We start from the raw sequence: 19,163 nt of genomic DNA, 5'->3' as shown, positions 1-19,163 counted from the left end.
GCCGCCCTGAGACTGCCGAAAGCAGGTAACCGCATGACCGTGCCCGCCAAACCCACTCCCCCGCACGCCTTCGTCTACGTGACGATCGCCAACCAGCTCCGCGAGAGCCTCGCCGCCGGGCAGTTCCTTCCGGGTGACCGTCTGCCCAGCGAGCGCGAATTGTGCGAGCAGTTCGGCGTCGCCCGGATGACCGTGCGCAAGGCCCTGGACATTCTCCACGCCGAGGGGGTCATCGAGCGACGGCGCGGCCGCGCGGGCGGCACCTTCGTCCGCCACATTCCTCCGACCGTGGAGGTCACCCGCATGGACGGGTACCTGCCCCAGCTCCGGGAACGGGGGTGGGACATCCAGTCCCGCATCCTGGCCGCCGGCGAAATCGCCGCTGATCCGGAGGTGGCCCAGGCGCTGCGGATCGGGGAGGGGGATCCGGTCTTCAACATCTCCCGGCTCCGCCTCATCGGGGGCCTGCCCACGCTGATCGAGAACTCCTATTTCCCGCGGGAGGGTCTTCCCTTCCTGGTCGAGCAGGACCTCACCCAGTCGCTCTACGAGCTCCTGGACGCGTACCACCGCCGCCCGGTCCGGAAATGGGATCTCATCACGCCGGTGACGCCGACGGAGGAGCAGCAGGATCTCCTCGGCGTCACCCGCGCCACCCTGCTGCTGCAGCTGACGCGGATCGCCGAGGACCGGTCGGGCACGGTGGTGGAGTATTCCCGGGACGTCCTCCGTTCCGACACGGCCCGGGTCATCGTGTCCTCGGGCGACGTCGCCGGGGACCCGCCGGGGCTGATCTCCCCTAGGACTCTCGCCCGAGAACCAGGGTCGCCACCTGCTCCATCGAGGTAAAGGCGTCGTCAAGACCGGTGGCGGCCCCCACGCCCCGCGGGGTCATGCCGGCGGCGTGCGCCGCGGCGACCCCGGCCCGGGAATCCTCGAAGACGAGGATTCCCGCCGGGTCCCGGCCCATGAGTTCAGCGCCGAGGAGGAATCCGGCCGGATCCGGCTTGCCGACGCTGACGTCCTCGATGGTGACGATCGGGTCGAGGAGGTGGCGGATGCCGGCCTCCACCAGCGCCGGCTCGATCAGCGCGCGCAGCGTGCCGGTGACCACGCCCATGCGCACGCCCTCGGCGTGCAGCTTCTCCACCATTTCCACCGTCGATTCCCCGATCCGCGGATCCCGGCGGTAGGCCTCAAGGTAGACCTCGCTGACGACGGCCAGCAGCTCGTCCACGCTGACCGCCGCCGAGCGGGCCGCCAGGAGCGCGGCGGAGATGTCCGGGTCGGACTTGCCCAGCAGGGCCCAGTACTCCCCCTCCGCGAGCGGCGCGAGGCCGAGCTTGACCAGTGACTGGCCGTAGGCGATTTCCAGGAGGTTCTCGTCATCGGCGAGTGTGCCGTTGTAGTCGAAGAGGATGGCGGTTCGGCCCGCCAGAATAGTGTCCGTCGTCTGCATGGGTGCGTACCTCACTGTGCTCGGGGTTCGGTCGGTTGAAACCCCAACGTAGCCCCCGAAAACTGGTGGACCAGGGATTTTCCTAAAGGTCTACGGCACTATTCCGCAATAGTTCACACAGGGTAAACCCGGGAAATACCCCGGCCTGGGAATCTACTAGCGGCAGTTGCTCTGCAGTTCCCTCCCGGCGTCGACCGCCGGCCCGGACACCCGGTCCGGACCAGTCGGCACTCGGAGCCCCGTTCGCTTCGTCCGGGAATCCCCCTGAAAGGACATCATGACCTCCACCGCCCGTTTCTCCCGCCGCACCGGCCTCAAGGCCGCCGGCCTCAGCGCCGTCATGGCGCTGATCGTCCCCCTCGCCGCCGCCTGCGGCAGCACCGGCGCCGGCGAGACCGACCCGTCGGCCATCGGCTCCACCATCGAGGAGATCGCCGCCAACGCCAAGGAGGAGGGCCAGGTCCGCCTCATCGCCTACCCCGAGACCTGGGCCAACTACGCCGGCCACTTCGCCGGTTTCGAGGAGAAGTACGGCGTCGACGTCGTCGTCGACTCCCCGGACGCCTCCTCCGCCGAGGAACTCCAGGCCGTCCAGAACCTCAAGGGCCAGGACACCCAGCCGGACGTCCTCGACATCGGCTACTCCTTCACCAACACCGCCATCAACCAGGGCCTGATCGAGCCCTACAAGCCGACCACCTTCGAGGACATCCCGGACAACCTCAAGGATCCCGAGGGCAACTGGGTCGGCGCCTACTACGGCGTCATCACCATCGGCGTGAACAAGGACCTGGTCGACAACATCCCGACCACCTTCGAGGACCTGAAGAAGCCGGAGTACGCCGGCAAGATCGCCCTGCCGGGTGACCCGCGCCAGGGCGCCTCCTCCATCGGCACCGTCTTCGCCGCGTCGCTGGCCAACGGCGGCAGCCTCGACGACATCCAGCCGGGCATCGACTACTTCGCGGAGCTGAAGGAACTGGGCAACCTCACCACCGTCTCCGACGCCGCCTCCGGCATGACCACCGGCGAGGCCGCGATCATCTTCGACTGGAACTACAACTGGCTCGGCCGCGCCGAGCAGCTCAAGGCCGACGGCGTTGACTTCGAGTACGTCACCCTCGAGGACGGCGTGTTCGGCAACTACTACGCCCAGCCGGTCACCGCCGGCTCCCCGCAGCCCAACGCCGCCCGCCTGTGGGTCGACTGGCTGACCTCCGACGAGGGCGCCGAGCAGTACGCGCTCGGCGGCGCCATCCCGGCGCGCTTCACCCAGCTGGTCGAGGAGGGCAAGCTCTCCGACAAGGCCCTGGCCTCCCTGCCGGATCCGGAGGTCGTGGCCAAGGTCGAGCTGCCGACCCCGGAGCAGGGCGACGCCGCCAACAAGGTCATCGCCGCTGAATGGGCCAAGAAGGTCGGTTAAGCATGACTGTCGCTCATCCTGCCGGCCAGGCTGAGGCGACGGAACCGAAGAGGAAGCGTCTGAACCTCCGGTCGGTGTCCACCGGCTCGTGGTTGGGCGCTTTGCCCTTTTTCGTGTTTGTCGCCCTGTTCCTCGTCCTGCCCATCCTGGCCAACCTGGTGACCGCGTTCACCGGCCCACGCGGGGGATTCTCCTTCGCCACCATGGCCGAGGCCATGGACTCCGCCAACCGGGACGCCTTCCTGCTCACCGCCTGGCTGTCCTTCCTGACCGCGGCCGTCGGCGCCTTCTTCGGGGTGTTCGTGGCCTGGGCGCTGGAGAGCGCGCGCAAGCCCGCCTGGCTCAACAACCTGGTCGGCAGCTTCGCGGCGCTGGCCTCCCAGTCCGGCGGCGTCAACCTGGCCTACGCCTTCATCGCGCTGCTGGGCGTGCAGGGGATTCTCACCCAGCTGCTCAACCGCCTGTTCCCGGGCATGCTCGACGGCTTCTCCATCACCGGTTTCTGGGGCGTGGTCATCGTCTACCTGTACTTCCAGATTCCGCTGATGGCCGTGCTCATGCTGCCTGCGATGGGCGGACTGAAGCGCTCCTGGCTGGAGGCCGCCTCCTCGCTCGGCGCCACCCGCCTGCAGTACGTGCGCGACGTGGTCGTCCCGGTGCTGTGGCCGTCGATCATCGGTTCCTTCCTGCTGCTGTTCGCCAACGCCTTCGCCGCCTACGCCACCGCCTACGCCCTGGCCGGCGGGTCGCTGAACCTCGTGCCGATCCTCATCGGCTTCTACATCTCGGGCAACGTCCTGCTCAACCCGGGTCTCGCGGCGGCGCTGGTGACCTGGATGATGATCATCATCCTGGCCGCCATGGGCATCCGCTTCTACCTGACGCGAAAGAGTGACCGATGGCTCAACAACTGACCACTCCCCCGACCCCGGTCCCGGGCGCAACCGCCCCGGCCACCCGGAAGAGCGGCACCCCCTGGGCCTCCGTCGCGATCCTCGGCGTCGCCCTGGTGTACTTCCTGGTGCCGTGGCTGGCCGCCGCCCAGTACGGCTTCTCCCGCCCGGATCAGCCCTTCACCCTCGACCCCCTGATCGAGGTCCTCGCCAAGGGCCGCGCCGGGGAGGCGATCCTCAACACGCTGCTGCTCACCTTCGCCACGACCATCCTCATGCTCGTGCTGCTGGTGCCGACGATCGTCTTCCTCAACCTGCGGGCGCCCCAGCTGGCGAAGATCGCGGAGCTGCTGTCCATCCTGCCGATGGTCGTCCCGGCCGTCGCGCTGGTCTCCGGCGTCTCCGAGTTCTACCGGGCCATCGTCCCGTCCTTCCTCACCTCCATCTGGTCGCTGGTCCCGATGTACGTCGTGCTGGTCATGCCGCTGTGCTACCGGGCCATCGACGCCGGCGTCAAGGCGCTCGACCTCAACACCCTGTTCGCGGCGTCCTCTTCGCTGGGCGCCAGCACCTGGACCACGCTGAGGGAGGTCATCCTGCCGAACCTGCGCGTGGGCATGCTCTCGGCCTCGCTGCTGTGCGTCGCCGGGGTCCTGGGCGAGTTCGCCATGGCCTCTCTCCTGCTCCATTACACGTTCCCCGTGTACATGGTCGAGGTCTCCTCGGCCTCCCCGAAGGGCGTCGCAGCCCTGTCCTTCATCGTCACCATCATCACCTGGCTGTTGCTCGTGGTCATTTCCCAGCTGGGACGTGCCCAGACCAGCCGCACCGGGAAGAGGAACAACTAATGTCCACACCCCACGTACAACTGCGTGACATCACCAAGATCTACGGCGAGAACACCGTCCTGGACCGCATGAACCTCACCATCGACCAGGGCGAGCTGGTCTCCCTGCTCGGCCCCTCCGGCGGCGGCAAGTCCACGGCGCTGCGCGTGCTGGCGGGACTCGAGTCCGCCGACGGCGGGCAGATCCTCATCGACGGCCGGGACGTCTCCGCCAGGCCGACCCGGGAGCGCAACATGGGCATCGTCTTCCAGGCGTACTCGCTGTTCCCGCACCTGACCGCCACCGAGAACGTGGCCTACGGCCTGAAGATCCGGGGCCGGGACCGCTCCGCCCGCACCACCCGCGCCCAGGAGCTGCTCGAGCTGGTCGGGCTGAGCGCGCACATGGACAAGTACCCGGCGCAGCTCTCCGGCGGCCAGCAGCAGCGCGTGGCGCTGGCCCGGGCGCTGGCCATCGAGCCGGAGGTCCTGCTGCTCGACGAGCCGCTCTCCGCGCTCGACGCCAAGGTCCGCGTTCAGCTGCGCGACGAGATTCGCCGCATCCAGCAGTCCCGCGGCATCGCCACCCTCATGGTCACCCACGACCAGGAGGAGGCGATCGTCATGTCGGACCGCGTCGCCGTCATCCGCGCCGGGCAGATCGAGCAGATCGGCACCCCGGCCGAGCTCTACCACCATCCGCAGACCCCCTTCATCTCCCAGTTCGTCGGCGTGGCCAACCGCATCGTCGGTTCCGTCCACGGCGACCGCGTCCGGTTGCTGGACACCGAACTGGACATCGTCAACGCCGCCAGCGACGCGGCCCAGGGCGAGATCGCGACCGGGCTCATCCGCCCCGAGCAGCTGCTCGCGCACCGCGACGATGCGGCGCACTACGTCGTCGTCGACAAGCAGCTGCGCGGCATCTTCTCCTCGGTGACCGTCCAGGGCCAGCGAGGCAAGGGCTATCTCCGGATGGACATGCCCACCCGCGACTCCGACGAACTCGCGATCGGTGATCGCGTCCGCCTCACCATTGCCCGCACCGACACCGTCATCGACGTCCCGAACGACGCCGAGCGTGAGACGTGGGCCAACCTTCAGAAAGCATGGTCACAGTGAACTCCATCCTCCGCAACATGAGCACCGCGCAGCAGGCCGAGTCCGCCGCGCGCCACGTCCTCCTCCTCGGCCTCGACGGCGCCCGCTGGGACGCCGTCGCCGAGGAGGGCGTCGGCACGCGCCTGACCCAGCTCGCCGACGCGGGCAGCTGGCATCGCCAGACCATGGAGGCGCCCACCATCTCCGCCCCCGGCTGGGCCTCCATCCTCACCGGCACGACCCACGCCGAGCACGGGCTGAAGGACAACTCCTGCGTCGGCTCCAACCTGTGGCACCACCCCGACATCCTGTCGGAGGCCTTTTACCGGGATCACTCGACCCGCACCTTCGCCGCCGCCGGCTGGCCGGTGCTCGTCGACCCGGCCGGGCTCGGCCCCATCATCCACCCGCGGATGGAGCAGCAGTACGCGGGTCTGCACAACGTCATCGCGCGCGACGGGGAGACCTACGGTTACATCCGCATCGACGCCGACATCGCCGCGGCCACCGCGGCCAAGCTCCTGCCCGCCAACGGCGGCTTCGACATCGGCTTCACCTACTTCTGCGACATCGACGACGCCGGCCACGTCTTCGGCGTCATGGGCTCGGAGTACCGCGACGCCATCCGGCGCGTCGACACGCACGTGTCCAGCATCATCGACAAGGTGACCATGCGGCATGAAGAGCTGGGTGAAGACTGGCTCGTCGTCATCACCACCGATCACGGCCACCGTGACGAGGGCGGGCACGGCGGCGACAGCGACCGGGAGAAGGAATCCTGGGTGGTGGCCTGGGCCCCGAACGGTGAGATTCCGCAGTGGCCGGCGGAGATCGTCCCCCATGAGCTGGCGGCGATGATTCTCGACGCCCGCTGACTGTCAGACACCCGCCGGTGCGGCCCTGTTAGCTCAGCGCGCACAGCGACTGGTGCGTGGTCTTTCCGCCGGCCACCGGGTAGGTGACGAACGCGCAGTCCCACCAGCCCCGGTCCTGGACCACGGCGCGCGCGGTGGACCACTGCTCGGCGCTGAGGCTGGGCGTGCGGGAGAGAATGAACCCGGACCTGCGGTCCGGGTCGCCGACGATCGCCAGCGAGTAGTCGTCGGCCAGCCAGGTCACACGGTAGTTGACCGGGCCGTTCGGGTCCTGGAAGGGGATGCCGCCGAAGTTCACGCGCAGGGAGGCGTCGGAGCGCACGTCGGCGAATCCTTCGATGGCAGAGCGGTCGCCCCACGGGGTGCCGCAGGAGTTGCGGACCGAGATGGTGTCCTGATCGATGACCGCGTACTCGGCGGTGACATTGTCCACGCACTGCAGAGTGAACGGCTGGGGAACCGCGGCGACCTGGTACCAGGTGCCGGCGTAGCGCTCCAGGTCGATCTTCCCGCCGTACTCGGGCAGCGGATTCGGGCTGAAGCCCGTCGGGGCCAGCTGGGAGGAGCCGCCGGCCAGGCGGCCGCCGTCGAGGAAATCGGTCGGCGAGGACTGCTGGGCGCCGGCGGCCGGCACCAGGGCGACGGTCAGTGCTGCGGCGGCGAGGGTGGCGGCGAGGGAGCGGAACATGGGAGGCCTTTCGGTCGGCGGCGTGTGACCTCGATCTTAGGCTCGCCCGGTCCGGTCCGGGACGGATCGGCGATATCGGTGCGAGCACCTCAGTACCGGATCAGGGATTTTCCCGGCAGACCATCGCCTTCAGCGGTTCGCCGCGCACGGTTGAGACCGGAACGCCGGGCTACGCCAGCCGCTGAGAGACTCGACCTGACAGATCAGTAGCGCTGCGGCTCCTCACCCAGCCTGAACTTGCGTCCGGAGATGTCCCGCGGGGTGATCTCGACGAAGTTGTACTTGAAGGAAGGCAGCCACGGCTCCAGCCCGTAGTCCTCGGCGGCCAGGGTTTCCGCGCTGGAGACCAGCGGGCGGGCCGACCCCTTGATGATCACGGACCATGCCTCGTGCGCCTCATGGTCGACGTGGTCCGCCTCGAACAGCACCTCATGGTCAAGGCGGACGCTGAAGAGCTTGGTGCCCTCGGCGGTGCGGAAGTAGATCTTGCCGTCGTGGACGGCGTAGTTGAGCGGGAAGAGATCGATGTCGTCCGTGCGCTGGACGACGAGGCGGCCGAAGGTCTGGGTGGCCAGCAGCTCGAGGGACTCCTCCGGAGTCAGGATCCGGGTGTATTCATTGGGAGTGGTCATATCCCCATTGTCCCACTGTTCCTGCGCCTGCGCTGTGACTATGCGGTCACAGTCCGCGGCGGGGCCACATTGCTCCCCGTCCCGCCCGCTGTTAAGTTGAACAGCAACGACAGGGGAGCCCCGCCCATCCGTGCGCGGTGCTGAGAGTGCTTGAGTGCAGACCCTCGAACCTGCTCCGGTTAGTACCGGCATAGGAAGTCGAGTAGTCATCTCCGTGTCCGTGCCCGCCAGGGCGCGGACACGCCCTCCATAGCTGAATGGAGGACGACAATGCGTAACTTTTTCATCGCCGCCACCGCGGCCGCAGCTCTGACGCTGAGCGGGTGCTCGGCGGCGGATCAACAGGCCGGCTCCGGTGGCCAGGACGCCGACGGCACCGTCACCGTGCTCACCCACGATTCCTTCACCCTCGACGAAGAGGCGCAGGCGAGGTTCGAGGAGGAGTCCGGGTACACCATCTCCACGGTCTCCCCCGGGGACGCCGGCATGGTGCTCAACCAGCTGATCCTCAACAAGGACAACCCCACCGTCGACGCGGTCTTCGGCATCGACAACTTCTCGGCGCAGCAGGCCGTCGACGAGGGCGTGCTCGCCGAGTACGTCCCGGAGAACAACCCGGGCGCCGAGTACGGAATCGCCGACCGGTTGACCGCGACGGACATCGGTGACGTGTGCCTGAACGTCGACAAGCAGTGGTTCACCGAGCAGGGGCTCGCGGAGCCCGCCTCCTTCGAGGACCTGACCAGGCCGGAGTACCAGGATCTGACGGTGGTGACCAACCCGGCGACCTCCTCGCCGGGGCTGGCCTTCCTGGTCGGCACCGTCGAGCACTTCGGGCAGGGCTGGCAGGGCTACTGGCAGGAGCTGCTGGCCAACGGCGCGAAGGTCAGCGACTCCTGGTCGGACGCGTTCTACTCCGACTTCTCCGGCGCCGACGGCGAGGGCCCCTACCCGATCGTGCTGAGCTACTCCTCCTCGCCCGCGTACATGGCGGGGGCGATCGGCAACGTCGAGGACACCTGCGTGCGCCAGGTCGAGTACTCCGGCGTGGTCGACGGCGCGAAGAACGAGGAGGGCGCGCAGGCCTTCGTGGACTTCATGGTCTCCGAGGACGTGCAGGCCAGCCTCCCGGAGACGATGTACGTCTACCCGGTCGACCAGGACGTCGAGCTGCCGGCCGAGTGGGCCGAGTTCGCCTCCCTGGCCGAGAACCCGATCGTCCCGGACCCGAGCACCGTTGCGGCCAACCGCAATGACTGGATCAAGCAGTGGACCACGCTCTTCGAAGCCGCCCGCTAGCCGCCGGGGCCGCATTGGTGGCCCTGCCCCTGGCATTTCTCGCCCTCTTCTTCTTCTGGCCGGTCGGCGCCATGCTCGTGCGTGGCGTCGCCCCCGGTGGCACGCCGGATCTCTCGCTGTTCGCCGAGGTCCTGACCCAGCCGCGCACCTGGCGCATCTTCGGCCAGACCGTCGGCATGGCGCTCGCCGCCACCGCCGGCTCGGTCCTGCTCGGCCTGCCCGCCGCCTACGCGCTCTACCGCCTGCATTTCCCGGGCCAGAAACTCCTGCGCGGCGTCATGATCGCGCCCTTCGCGCTGCCCACGGTGGTCGTCGGCATTTCGTTTAGGGCCCTGCTTGCCGACGACGGACCCCTCGGCGTCCTCGGCCTCGATCAGTCCGTCGCCGCCGTCGTCCTGGCGATGATCTTCTTCAACGTCGGCCTGGTCGCCCGCACGGTCGGGGTGCTGTGGGCGCAGGTCGCCCCGCTCGACGAGGTCGCCCGCACCCTCGGCGCCAGCCCATTCACGGCCTTCCGCACGGTGACGCTGCCGCAGATCGGGCCTGCCGTCTCCGCGGCGGCCGGCCTGGTGTTCCTCTTCTGCTCCACCTCCTTCGGCATCGTGCAGACCCTCGGCCGGCCCGGTTACGGCACCCTGGAATCCGAGATCTACGTCCAGACCAACGTCTACCTCGACCTCGGCACCGCGGCGGTACTCTCCACGCTGCAGCTGCTCATCGTCGTCGCCGCGATCCTCGTTTCCAACCGGTTGACCGCGCGCACCGAGACGGCGCTGCACCTGCAGCCGCGTGTCACCCGGCACCCGCGCCGCGCCGACGCCGCCCCCATCCTGGCCACCGTGGCGACCGCCCTGATGCTCATCCTCGCCCCGCTGAGCGCGCTGGTCCTCGGCTCCTTCACCGTCGACGGTTCCTTCTCCCTGCACAATTATCAGCTCCTGGGCCAGGCCGGCGCCGGGTTCAGCGGCGGCACCAGCGTGCTCTCCGCCCTGCGGCATTCCCTCGCCATCGCGCTCGACGCCACCGTGATCGCGCTGCTGGCGGGCATCCCCCTCGCGCTGGCGCTGTCGCGGCCCGCGACGGGTTCCCTGGCCAGGGCGCAGCGGGCCCTCGACGGCCTGGTGCTGCTGCCGCTGGGAATCTCCGCGGTGACCGTCGGCTTCGGCTTCCTCATCACCTGGGGCCGGGTGGAGTGGCTGAACTCCGCCTACGTCGTCCCCCTCGCCCAGGCCGTCGTCGCGCTGCCGCTGGTGGTGCGTTCGCTCGTCCCGGTGCTGCGCGCCATCAGCCCCGGCATGCGCGAGGCCGCCGCCACCCTCGGCGCCAGCCCGTTCAGGGTGCTGCTGACCGTGGACGTTCCCTTCCTGCTGCGGGGCCTGGGCGTGGCCTTCGGCTTCGGCTTCGCCATCTCCCTCGGTGAGTTCGGCGCCACGTCCTTCCTGGCCAGCCCCGACTACCAGACCCTGCCCGTGCTCGTCGCCCGCCTGCTGGGCCGGCCAGGTTCCGACAACTACGGCATGGCCCTGGCCGGTTCCGTGATTCTGGGCGTCGGCACGGCGGCCATCATGGTGCTGGCGGAAGCCGCCCGGATAAGGAGAAGCTCATGACCGATGCTCTGGTTCTGGAGAACGTTTCTGTTGATTACCGGCTGCCTTCGCGGGTGGTGCACGCTGTCCGAAGAGTGTCGCTTTCGCTGAAGTCAGGCGAGATTCTCGGCCTGCTCGGGGCCTCCGGGTCCGGCAAGTCCACGCTGCTGCGCGCCATCGCCGGGCTGGAACCCGTGGCTTCGGGACGTGTGTTGATGGGCGGCCGCGACGTCACCCGCGTGCCGACCCACAAGCGCGGCATCGGCATGGTCTTTCAGCGCGGCGAGCTCTTCCCCCACCGCAACGTCGGCCGCAACATCAGCTACGGGCTGGAGATGGCGGGTGTTTCTCGCGCTCAGCGTCTGGCTCGCGTTGAGGAATTGCTGGAGCTGGTCGGATTGGCCGGGTACGCCGAGCGCCCCGTCGACACGCTCTCCGGCGGTCAGGCGCAGCGCGTCGCCCTCGCCCGCACCCTGGCCCCGCGCCCGGGTCTCGTGCTTCTCGACGAACCACTCTCCGCCCTGGACAAGAAGCTGCGCGAGCGGCTGGCGGTGGATGTCCGTTCGATATTGAAGCGTTCCGGGACGGCGGCGATTTTTGTGACTCATGATCCGGAGGAGGCGACGACGGTGTCGGATTCGATTGTGGAGATGGAGGACGGGGAGCTGATGGGTGGGGCGTGGGTGCGGTAGAGGATTGATGTATCTTGCACCTTGCTCAACCGAGAGAATCCCTGCTGGTGGAATGTTGAAACGCGCCCTTACTTAAATTTTCCGGACCACATTCGGACTCGAGAACTAGGATTTCCGCAATCCGGCTATTCTCGAAGTTTATTGCCTGTGAGGCGAACCGGAACTACGCGACCAGTCGCAATCTCCACGCGTGTCGCCAGCTCAGCCAAACTAACTCGACTAACACCTTGGCCTTGGCGATGCCCTCGGCCTGGCGCTCACGGATGATCGAGCGCTCGAACTCCGCGACCGCACCCAGCATGCTGAGCATAAGCTTGGCGACCGGGGAGGAGTCCTGCGAGTAGGTCTGGCACTCCTTGAGGAACTTCACCGGGACGCCGCAACTGGCTAGGGCGTGTCTCCTAAATAGTTTTGCCGGTGGGGCGATACTGGATCGGCGAGTGACACCAAGAGCCGCTTTCGCGTCCTGACCGACCATCAATGGGAAACGATCGAAGAGCTCCTACCCAGCAGCGATGGCCGACGAGGCCGACCATTTCGCAACAGTCGGCTCATCGTCGAGGGCATCATCTACCGCTACCGCACCGGAATCCCGTGGCGGGATCTGCCCCGCGAGCAGTTCGGCCCCTGGCAGACCGTCTGGAAGCGCCACCGCCGCTACTGCGCCGACGGCACGTGGGACAGGATCCTGACCTATCTGCTGACCCTGGCCGACGCGGAAGGAAAAATCGACTGGACCGTCTCCGTGGACGCCTCGATCACCCGTGCCCATCAGCACGCAACGAACACGACCCGACCTGAGCAGGACACAGGGGGCGCAATCGAATCACAAGAATCTGCCGCTAGCGCTGACTGAACCGGCAGGTCACGGCATCGGCCGGTCACGTAGTGGGCTGTCGAGCAAGATTCACGCCGGCGTCGACAGGCATGGCCGCCCCCTGTCGGTGGTGGTCACCGGCGGGCAGCGCAACGACGGGGCGATGCTCCAGGCCGTACTTGATGACATCCACGTCCCGCGCGTGGGCCCGGGGCGGGCGCGGTCGCGTCCGGATGCGGTCCTGGCTGACCGGGGCTACGCAACGACGGTGATCCGGCGTAATCTGCGCAAGAGGGGGATCGCGGCGGTTATTCCCGAAAAGCGTGACAGCATCGCCGCCCGGAAACGTAAAGGCAGCAGAGGCGGGCGCCCACCCGCCTTTGACCCCCACGCCTACAAGGGCCGCAATGTTGTCGAGCGTGCGTTTTGCCTGGCCAAGCAGTGGCGCGGCCTGGCCACCCGGTATGACAAGCTCGCGGTGGTTTACCGTGGGGCCGTCGTGCTGTGTGCCGTGATCACCTGGCTCAAGACTTTAGGAGACACGCCCTAGATCGTCCACGATCTGGTGCAGGTCAATCAGCGAGCGGGCGAGCCGGTCCATCGAGGTGACGATCAACTGATCGCCCGGGCGCAGATAGGTCAGCGCGCCGTCGAGGCCGGGCCGCTTCGCGGACGAGCCGCTGACCTGATCGGTTTAGGTGCGAAAAACCTTCTCCTGTTTGAGACGGGCCATCGGCCGGTCCAAATTCTGATCCTTGGAGCTGACGCGAGCGTAGCCGATCTTCTGGCCGGCGATAACCCCGGACTGTTCGGGCAGGTCTAGAGGTAGTGACGGTTCTGTTCCGTTGGGCATGAACACACCCTAGCGAACAGGCCCTTCTGCCATATTCATGTAAGCCTCGGAAGTGTTCAGATGGGGTATACCCCAGAGCAGCAGTGGGGCGGACCCTAAACAATGCAGTCGTGGTAACCCCAAAACACCTGTTTCTCGGCAGATGGGGGCACCCCTCTAGGGCATGACGCAACACAATTCGTCTCCCGGTGGCCTCCTGATTGGGTACTGCCGAGTCTCCACTGCCGCCCAGAACCCGGATCGCCAACTGGAGACCAGCGGACCGGTCGACCGTGTCTTCATTGATAAGGCCTCCGGCAAGAGCGGCGCACCACGCCGAGGACTCGAGGATTGCACCGACTGCCCCCGCGATGGCGACGAACCTCGGGTTACCTCGATGGGCCGGCTCGCCCACTCCCTGATTGATCTTCGACAGCTAGTGGCGGCGCCTGCTGGAGCTAGGTATTCCGCCGTGCTTTGCGCGGACCGAAGTGCCGGTGTCAGGCACATCAAAGTCCTGAATGCTTGTCGGCTCGAAGGGATCGGCCATGGCATAGCGCTCCATGCGTCGCTGCCAACTGCGATCTTCCCGTCTGGCCCGGCGGGTGCTCCCAGTTTTCCTGCCGGACTTTGACTCTGACCGGGTGGGTTTAGAGGATTTTCTATGTGGCGTGTACTGCTGCGGTGCGTGCTGGTGGGCCTTGTCCGCCAGAGTCAGGCGGGGCTTAGCGGGACGGGGGTTACTGCTGGAAGGATTTTTCAGCTCCGTCCCATCCGGGAACACAAAGGCGACACCGTCACATGAGGGACGACACCACTGATCGCCCTTTTTTCCGGGGTGCTGTGCAAACGCTCGGAGGTCAGCAAGAAACTGGACCTTCTTACCGCATTCATGGCAGTAGGCACGACCTTTTTTCACGAAGGTTCTTCTGCGGATCCCGGGCCCTAGAGACATAGATCAAACTATAAGAAATATTGACATCTCTCGCACAGTTTATATTTACATTCCTCTCTAAGTGTGGCTCTTTATCTAGAATTTCTACGCCAAGACTATCTCCGCCCTCCAGCTCCCCCGGCAATCCGGGAGGCCACCGTTGCTCCCCTAAAGGGCCTGAGTGTGACTCGAACGGCGGACTCTAATGGCCAACACAGAGCTTTCTGCCGCAAAGAAGCATTGCTTTCTGACAGGATTGACTCATGGCGAAGACACTGTTTCGGGATACCTCCTTTGGCCTGCTGCACCTGGTGTCCAGCATCGAGCGCGGCGATATTGCCCTGCCCGAACTACAACGCCCCTTCGTGTGGAAAAACGCCTCAGTCCGGGATCTCTTTGACTCGATGTACAAGGGATTTCCCGTCGGCAACCTCCTGATGTGGGAAACCGGCGCAGATGCCAACGCCCGACAGATCGGCACAGGAGACAAGGAATCCCGCGCACCCCGGTGGCTAGTCGTGGACGGTCAGCAACGCCTGACGTCGCTGTTTTCTGTTTTCACCGGGCAAGAGGTCGTCCGCGAGGACTACAGCACCTCTCGCATCGTGCTGTCGTTTCGCCCCCGCGACGAGTCCTTTGAGGTGGCCGGCGGGATCACCCGCAATGACCCCGAGTATCTGCCCGATATCACCCTTTTGTGGTCGGATGACTATAAAAAGGTCAAGCGCGAATTCTTCCGCCGGCTCCAGGACGCCAAGGGTGAGCTCTCCGACGATGAGGTCGACGCGATGGACGATGTGCTCGACCAGGTGCGCAGCCTGCAGAGCTTTCCCTTCCATGTCATCGAACTCGATGCCGCCATCGACGAAGAACAGCTCGCCGAGGTCTTCGTGCGGATCAACTCCGGTGGTGTGAAGCTCAACCAGGCGGACTTCATCCTCACGATCATGAGCGTGTTCTGGGACGAGGGCCGCAAGGAACTCGAAGCCTTCGCCCAAGCCTGCAAAACCCCGGCCAAAGGCACCTCCTCGCCGTTTAACTGGATGATCGCACCCCAGCCCGACCAACTCCTGCGGGTGTGTATTGCCCTGGCATTTCGCCGCGCGGTCATGCGTCACGCCTACTCGGTGCTGCGCGGCAAGGACCTGGCCACCGGGATAGTCTCCGCTGAGGCGCGGGAGTCGCAGTTCGCTCGGCTCCAGGAGGCCCAGAAGCACGTTCTCGATGTCACCTTCTGGCATGAGTACCTCCGCTGTCTGGAGCGGGCGGGATTCCGCGGTGAGAAGATGATCACCAGTGAAAACGCCGTGATCTTCAGCTACGTCATGTGGCTGGTCGGGCGCATCGATTACCAGGTGCCGGTCGATGAGCTGCGCGAGGTCATCGCCCGCTGGTTTTTCATGGCACACACTACCCGCCGGTATACCGGCTCGTTTGAGACCCAGGTCGAACGCGACCTGGCCTCACTAGGGACCGTCACGGGCGCCGATGGTTTCATTCGTCATCTGGATCAGATCATCCGGGAGCAGCTGACCAGCGACTTCTGGACGATCACGATGCCCAACGAACTCGGTACCTCCGCCTCGAGGAGCCCCGCCCTGTCGGCGTATCTGGCCGGGTTGAACATTCTCGATGCGGAGTCGTTGATGTCCACCGGCCGGGTCCGGGACCGGTTGGACCCGGCCGTTACCTCTACCAAGGGTATTGAACGCCACCACCTGTTCCCCAAGGCCTACCTGTCGAAGAAAATAGGCATTTCTGATCCCAAGAAGATCAACCAGATCGCCAACATGGCCCTGGTCGAGTGGAACGTCAATATCGACATCTCCGATAGTGCGCCCTCGGAGTACTGGCCGAAGGTCATCGAGGCGAAGGGCCATCTCACGGAGGACAGGATCGCTGAGCAGCGCAGACTTCACGCACTCCCGGACAGCTGGCCTGAGATCGATTACAAGGAGTTCCTTGAGCAGCGCCGACATCTGATGGCGGCCGTTACCCGCGAAGCATTCGAAAAGCTTGCTTCCGAACAATAAAGCAGGGTAGTAGGTCACATCGTCTCAGCCTGAAGAAACGAGCTAAGGAACTCGGGTCTTGCGACGAGTACGGGGTTAGCCAGATGCACCCGTGCTATCGGGTGTAGGTGATGTGGTTACTCCACTGTTTCCTCAGTCGGAGAGTTCTTTTTGAACCTGGATGTCAGGGCGGACATACGCAGGGTGCCTTGTTGCGAAGAGGTTCGAATGGGCGACAGCGCCAGTAGTCGTCGATCACACCACCAACGAGATGAACCGGCACAGCTTGTCCCCGCCACCGACATCGGAGACGACGAACCGGGCTTGCAGATTCACCGCCGTGGTCGTGACTGACCAGGTCTTACCGGGTGCCGATCAGCGAAGACAGTGTGCCCAGCTGGGCCAAGGCCACGCCCGACAATTAGACCCTGCCAGTGCCCGTCGACCGTCTGCAGGGCCGACCCGGCGTCGGCGACTTCACCACAACGCTGACAGTGTTTAGAGCCGTGTCACGGAACTTTTACTAAGCGGTCCGATCCTTGATCCGCTGCCGGGAAGGAGATTATTCTGAAATCGGCGCGACTCGAAGGAGACCCGATGGATCAGATGATTCCCTGGCTCGTGTTCTGCCTCCTGTTCCTCGGCTTGTGTATTTGGAAGCCAAATGCGGCTCGGGTATTCATCGGTCTTTTCTTCATTGTGATGGCAGTCGCCGTGAACTGGGTACTGGCCATGACGAAGCCACATCTCTTCGTGGGTCTTGGCGCTGACGCCTCTCTGCTGCCGCTCTACGAATGGTTCTTCACCGACATCATCGCAAGGGCTCCCCAAGCAGTCGGAATCCTTGCCGGAACCGGGGAGATCGTCCTGGGAGTACTCATGCTGGCCAAGGGCCGTTGGGCCGCCCTCGGACTTCTCGGCGGGATCGTGTTCCTTCTACTCATAACTCCGCTGGGCATCTGGACGCTGCCCAATCCAATCATGGTGCTCGGACTCGTCTACCTCCTGACCAAGCCCCTCGACAAAAGCCTCCCGGAAATGCTGGGCACGCTCCGGCGCCGTGTGCGGCGGTCTCATTCAAACGTTAGTAAGAGAGGTCCGACTTCACGGCGTCGATTCTCAGGGGAAGCGGGGTGAAACCCCCTCCGGAAGCCGAAGGGCTGGCTACTTCACCACCCGCAAGCGTGGCGCTGCTGCCGGCTCAGTTCCCGGAACCGAGCCAGCAAGAAAGGCCCCTCCAGCCGACGGGGCCCCGACCATGACGGAATTGAGGGTGAGAGCGTGGACTTCCTCGTCGGGAAGCGCGAGCTCCTGTGCCATGCCCGCCGGCGTGTACCGGGTTGAGCGCTCGCTGGAGAAGATGAAATCGAAGACCCGGGAACGCTCGTACGCCGCCATCCCGCCCGGCTCGGCCTTCCGGTACCCGAGTTTGTCCAGCTCCACCTGGTTCATGCGGGCCGTCCACTCGGTCTGCAACCCGATGGTCTTCGCTTTTCGGGCCATCGCCTGGGCGGAGGCGCCGAAATACTTCTTCACCCGCAGCAGGTCAGGCACGGCCGGGTTAGAGGGAAGGTACCGTCGGACCGTCTCGGTCGGCATCAGGAACTCCGAGGCGAAACGGTTCGCCTCCCCCTCGTCCTGCGGCGCGCCGGACTGTCGGGAGGAGTGCATGACCAGGTGGCCGATTTCATGGGCGACGTCGAAGCGGACGCCCTCCGGGGTGCGGCGGCGGGCGAGAAAAATGAAGGGCTGCTGCCCCACCCAGGTCGAGAACGCATCGACCTCCCCCGCGATCGGCGGGAGCCCGAGCACGGCGATGCCGTGGGACTCCGCCAGCTGCACCAGGTTCGGCAGCGGTTTCGTGCCCAGCCCCCACAGCGTGCGCAGGGTCAGGGCCGCCTCTTCGGGACTGTCGTAGTCCAGCCGCGGCACGTTGGGGGCCGGGACGGTGAAGCGTTCCCGCACCCACCACGCCAGCTCGACGCCGTGTGTTCCGGTGGCCACCGCCGCGTGGCGGGCCCGGGCGCTGACGCGCTGCCCGGCGCGGAAGGCCACGGTGTCAGCGGACAGCACCTCAGGCAGGGGGCGCTCAAAGTACCGGGCCGGGAACCCGAGGGCAGTACTGAGCGACGCCCCCATGTCCAGCGGCGCTCCGTCGGTTTCGTATCGGGTGATCGTTCGCGGGGTCACGCCGACCTCGGCGGCCAGAGCGGTCTTGGTCAGGCCGCGTCGTTGCCGTGCAATGGTGAGTCGCTCCGGAAAGAGGAAGCCGGGATTACCCCTCCTGCAGTCTGAAGTCGACATCGTCTCCTGCCCATTCGTCTGGAAGTTCTCGGACCATCTGATCATATTCATCCCTGGGTTCGAGCAGCACCCGTGTCCGCCAGGAATCGACGTAGCCGTCGACGGTGAAGGCGCGGGGCAGGGAGAGTTCGGCCCGGGCCCCGTGCGGGTCCAGGTGGTAAAGGAAAATCCAGTCTCCGACGCTGCGGTCGTAGTCCTCGCCTCCCGCCGGGCGGAGAAAGAGCGGGAGCTCCAGCTGGTCGGGAACGTAACGTTCCCGGGTCGCCTGCCCCTTCCTGCGGGCCACGTTGGGCATGGATTCGGTTCCGGTGGCCGCGTTGCCGCCCGCCGCCGTCACCGAGACGCCGGTATTCCCGTTGATGATCAACGGTCGATTCTTCGGGTTGGCGATCCGCCACTCTCCGGTGCCCTCAAGTTTCCGGCGCAGCGCCGCGATCGTTTCGGCCCACAGGTAGTACCCCGGCGCGGTGGGCGGGTGGTGGTCCGAGGTGTTCCGCAGCGCCCGCACCCCCTCCGCCAGCGAGTCCCACAACAGGTCCTGGCGCAGCCCGAGCGCAGCCAGATAATCGTCACCGTCCCCACCCGAGTAGACACGGGCTTCCCGGTTAGTGTCCGGTGTCGCCATGGCAGCCCCCTCCGATTGACTGCCTCATATTCTTACATGAAACCCGACACAAAGCGACCGGCCGGCGAGGCGGGGACGGGTGGCGTCGGCAAGCCAGCCGACGACGGGCACGAACCCACCCCTCCCCACGCAACCGGCGAAAGTGGGACACTGAAACCACCGGGA

Annotated in this window: 21 protein-coding genes; 14 read left to right on the top strand and 7 right to left on the bottom strand. The window is 66.0% G+C overall.

Going from position 1 to position 19,163, the window contains the following annotated elements:
* Positions 1–33 precede the first annotated feature (33 nt).
* Entirely contained in the window at positions 34–849 is an 816-nt protein-coding gene (locus CGUA_RS01690) for a GntR family transcriptional regulator (protein ID WP_290197098.1), read from the top strand.
* On the opposite strand, the gene CGUA_RS01685 is transcribed toward CGUA_RS01690, so the two are convergent.
* The gene (locus tag CGUA_RS01685) at positions 800–1,459 is read right to left on the bottom strand and encodes an HAD family hydrolase (protein WP_290197097.1); all 660 of its coding nucleotides are present in this window, start codon (positions 1,457–1,459) and stop codon (positions 800–802) included. The two genes, CGUA_RS01690 and CGUA_RS01685, sit on opposite strands and share 50 nt — an antisense overlap.
* Before the next feature lie 277 nt (positions 1,460–1,736).
* On the opposite strand from CGUA_RS01685, the gene CGUA_RS01680 reads away from it, so the two are divergent.
* Genes CGUA_RS01680 through CGUA_RS01660 form a run of 5 tightly spaced genes read left to right on the top strand, consistent with a single transcriptional unit; the run spans position 1,737 to position 6,577 of the window.
* Positions 1,737–2,882 carry an ABC transporter substrate-binding protein gene (locus CGUA_RS01680; RefSeq protein ID WP_290197096.1) on the top strand — a complete coding sequence of 382 codons (1,146 nt, stop codon included), beginning with the start codon at positions 1,737–1,739 and terminating at the stop codon, positions 2,880–2,882.
* A gap of 2 nt (positions 2,883–2,884) precedes the next feature.
* Positions 2,885–3,796 carry an ABC transporter permease gene (locus CGUA_RS01675; protein WP_290197095.1) on the top strand — a complete coding sequence of 304 codons (912 nt, stop codon included), beginning with the start codon at positions 2,885–2,887 and terminating at the stop codon, positions 3,794–3,796.
* Positions 3,781–4,623 (top strand): ABC transporter permease, encoded by an 843-nt coding sequence (locus CGUA_RS01670; protein ID WP_290197094.1) that lies wholly within the window; start codon positions 3,781–3,783, stop codon positions 4,621–4,623. The genes CGUA_RS01675 and CGUA_RS01670 overlap by 16 nt, the downstream gene beginning before the upstream one ends.
* Positions 4,623–5,723: an ABC transporter ATP-binding protein gene (locus tag CGUA_RS01665; protein WP_290197093.1), complete on the top strand. Its 1,101-nt coding sequence runs from the start codon at positions 4,623–4,625 to the stop codon at positions 5,721–5,723. The genes CGUA_RS01670 and CGUA_RS01665 overlap by 1 nt, the downstream gene beginning before the upstream one ends.
* A complete protein-coding gene (locus CGUA_RS01660; RefSeq protein WP_290197092.1) occupies positions 5,720–6,577 on the top strand; it encodes an alkaline phosphatase family protein in 858 nt (285 codons plus the stop codon). The genes CGUA_RS01665 and CGUA_RS01660 overlap by 4 nt, the downstream gene beginning before the upstream one ends.
* Before the next feature lie 28 nt (positions 6,578–6,605).
* Here CGUA_RS01660 and CGUA_RS01655 read toward each other — a convergent pair whose 3' ends face one another.
* Both CGUA_RS01655 and CGUA_RS01650 read right to left on the bottom strand, forming a co-directional pair.
* Positions 6,606–7,265, bottom strand: a complete 660-nt coding sequence (locus tag CGUA_RS01655; RefSeq protein WP_290197091.1) for a lipocalin family protein — start codon at positions 7,263–7,265, stop codon at positions 6,606–6,608.
* A 203-nt stretch (positions 7,266–7,468) separates the two neighbouring features.
* Entirely contained in the window at positions 7,469–7,897 is a 429-nt protein-coding gene (locus CGUA_RS01650; protein ID WP_290197090.1) for a pyridoxamine 5'-phosphate oxidase family protein, read from the bottom strand.
* Between the two features lie 270 nt (positions 7,898–8,167).
* On the opposite strand from CGUA_RS01650, the gene CGUA_RS01645 reads away from it, so the two are divergent.
* From CGUA_RS01645 to CGUA_RS01635, 3 genes are all read left to right on the top strand, one after another.
* Positions 8,168–9,196: a thiamine ABC transporter substrate-binding protein gene (locus tag CGUA_RS01645; protein ID WP_290197089.1), complete on the top strand. Its 1,029-nt coding sequence runs from the start codon at positions 8,168–8,170 to the stop codon at positions 9,194–9,196.
* Positions 9,197–9,213: 17 nt separating this feature from the next.
* Entirely contained in the window at positions 9,214–10,803 is a 1,590-nt protein-coding gene (locus tag CGUA_RS01640; RefSeq protein ID WP_290197088.1) for an ABC transporter permease, read from the top strand.
* 74 nt (positions 10,804–10,877) lie between these two features.
* Positions 10,878–11,474 (top strand): ABC transporter ATP-binding protein, encoded by a 597-nt coding sequence (locus tag CGUA_RS01635; RefSeq protein WP_290197087.1) that lies wholly within the window; start codon positions 10,878–10,880, stop codon positions 11,472–11,474.
* 163 nt (positions 11,475–11,637) lie between these two features.
* On the opposite strand, the gene CGUA_RS01630 is transcribed toward CGUA_RS01635, so the two are convergent.
* On the bottom strand, positions 11,638–11,952 hold the full coding sequence (locus CGUA_RS01630) for a recombinase family protein (RefSeq protein WP_290197086.1): 315 nt from the start codon (positions 11,950–11,952) through the stop codon (positions 11,638–11,640).
* Between CGUA_RS01630 and CGUA_RS13185 the strand changes: the two genes are divergently transcribed.
* Entirely contained in the window at positions 11,941–12,330 is a 390-nt protein-coding gene (locus CGUA_RS13185) for an IS5 family transposase (protein ID WP_353959861.1), read from the top strand. The genes CGUA_RS01630 and CGUA_RS13185 overlap by 12 nt on opposite strands.
* Positions 12,239–12,841, top strand: a complete 603-nt coding sequence (locus CGUA_RS01625) for an IS5 family transposase (protein WP_290197085.1) — start codon at positions 12,239–12,241, stop codon at positions 12,839–12,841. The genes CGUA_RS13185 and CGUA_RS01625 overlap by 92 nt, the downstream gene beginning before the upstream one ends.
* Here CGUA_RS01625 and CGUA_RS01620 read toward each other — a convergent pair.
* Positions 12,824–12,925 (bottom strand): recombinase family protein, encoded by a 102-nt coding sequence (locus CGUA_RS01620; RefSeq protein ID WP_290198288.1) that lies wholly within the window; start codon positions 12,923–12,925, stop codon positions 12,824–12,826. The genes CGUA_RS01625 and CGUA_RS01620 overlap by 18 nt on opposite strands.
* Before the next feature lie 382 nt (positions 12,926–13,307).
* Between CGUA_RS01620 and CGUA_RS13180 the strand changes: the two genes are divergently transcribed.
* The 3 genes from CGUA_RS13180 (at position 13,308) to CGUA_RS01610 (ending at position 17,206) form a co-directional block, all read left to right on the top strand.
* Positions 13,308–13,757, top strand: a complete 450-nt coding sequence (locus tag CGUA_RS13180) for a recombinase family protein (RefSeq protein WP_353959855.1) — start codon at positions 13,308–13,310, stop codon at positions 13,755–13,757.
* A 563-nt stretch (positions 13,758–14,320) separates the two neighbouring features.
* The gene (locus CGUA_RS01615; RefSeq protein ID WP_290197084.1) at positions 14,321–16,090 is read left to right on the top strand and encodes a GmrSD restriction endonuclease domain-containing protein; all 1,770 of its coding nucleotides are present in this window, start codon (positions 14,321–14,323) and stop codon (positions 16,088–16,090) included.
* Between the two features lie 576 nt (positions 16,091–16,666).
* On the top strand, positions 16,667–17,206 hold the full coding sequence (locus CGUA_RS01610) for a hypothetical protein (protein ID WP_290197083.1): 540 nt from the start codon (positions 16,667–16,669) through the stop codon (positions 17,204–17,206).
* A 27-nt stretch (positions 17,207–17,233) separates the two neighbouring features.
* Here the strand turns inward: CGUA_RS01610 and CGUA_RS01605 are convergent, their stop codons facing one another.
* Both CGUA_RS01605 and CGUA_RS01600 read right to left on the bottom strand, forming a co-directional pair.
* A complete protein-coding gene (locus CGUA_RS01605) occupies positions 17,234–18,373 on the bottom strand; it encodes an XRE family transcriptional regulator (RefSeq protein WP_290197082.1) in 1,140 nt (379 codons plus the stop codon).
* A complete protein-coding gene (locus tag CGUA_RS01600) occupies positions 18,345–18,998 on the bottom strand; it encodes a hypothetical protein (protein WP_290197081.1) in 654 nt (217 codons plus the stop codon). Before CGUA_RS01600 ends, CGUA_RS01605 begins: the two co-directional genes overlap by 29 nt.
* Positions 18,999–19,163: the final 165 nt, after the last annotated feature.

The sequence above is a fragment of the Corynebacterium guangdongense genome, from assembly GCF_030408915.1.
Classification (GTDB): domain Bacteria; phylum Actinomycetota; class Actinomycetes; order Mycobacteriales; family Mycobacteriaceae; genus Corynebacterium; species Corynebacterium guangdongense.
The sequence above is the reverse complement of the archived record's forward strand: the minus strand, read 5'-3'. Positions and strand labels throughout refer to the sequence as shown.

Coding starts and splice junctions, on each gene's coding strand:
- CGUA_RS13180 (WP_353959855.1), top strand. CDS start 13,308: ATGACGCAACACAATTCGTCTCCCGGTGGCCTCCTGATTGGGTACTGC.
- CGUA_RS01675 (WP_290197095.1), top strand. CDS start 2,885: ATGACTGTCGCTCATCCTGCCGGCCAGGCTGAGGCGACGGAACCGAAG.
- CGUA_RS01615 (WP_290197084.1), top strand. CDS start 14,321: ATGGCGAAGACACTGTTTCGGGATACCTCCTTTGGCCTGCTGCACCTG.
- CGUA_RS01630 (WP_290197086.1), bottom strand. CDS start 11,952: ATGGTCGGTCAGGACGCGAAAGCGGCTCTTGGTGTCACTCGCCGATCC.
- CGUA_RS01605 (WP_290197082.1), bottom strand. CDS start 18,373: ATGTCGACTTCAGACTGCAGGAGGGGTAATCCCGGCTTCCTCTTTCCG.
- CGUA_RS01665 (WP_290197093.1), top strand. CDS start 4,623: ATGTCCACACCCCACGTACAACTGCGTGACATCACCAAGATCTACGGC.
- CGUA_RS01680 (WP_290197096.1), top strand. CDS start 1,737: ATGACCTCCACCGCCCGTTTCTCCCGCCGCACCGGCCTCAAGGCCGCC.
- CGUA_RS01690 (WP_290197098.1), top strand. CDS start 34: ATGACCGTGCCCGCCAAACCCACTCCCCCGCACGCCTTCGTCTACGTG.
- CGUA_RS01645 (WP_290197089.1), top strand. CDS start 8,168: ATGCGTAACTTTTTCATCGCCGCCACCGCGGCCGCAGCTCTGACGCTG.
- CGUA_RS01670 (WP_290197094.1), top strand. CDS start 3,781: ATGGCTCAACAACTGACCACTCCCCCGACCCCGGTCCCGGGCGCAACC.
- CGUA_RS01655 (WP_290197091.1), bottom strand. CDS start 7,265: ATGTTCCGCTCCCTCGCCGCCACCCTCGCCGCCGCAGCACTGACCGTC.
- CGUA_RS01610 (WP_290197083.1), top strand. CDS start 16,667: ATGGATCAGATGATTCCCTGGCTCGTGTTCTGCCTCCTGTTCCTCGGC.
- CGUA_RS01650 (WP_290197090.1), bottom strand. CDS start 7,897: ATGACCACTCCCAATGAATACACCCGGATCCTGACTCCGGAGGAGTCC.
- CGUA_RS01600 (WP_290197081.1), bottom strand. CDS start 18,998: ATGGCGACACCGGACACTAACCGGGAAGCCCGTGTCTACTCGGGTGGG.
- CGUA_RS01685 (WP_290197097.1), bottom strand. CDS start 1,459: ATGCAGACGACGGACACTATTCTGGCGGGCCGAACCGCCATCCTCTTC.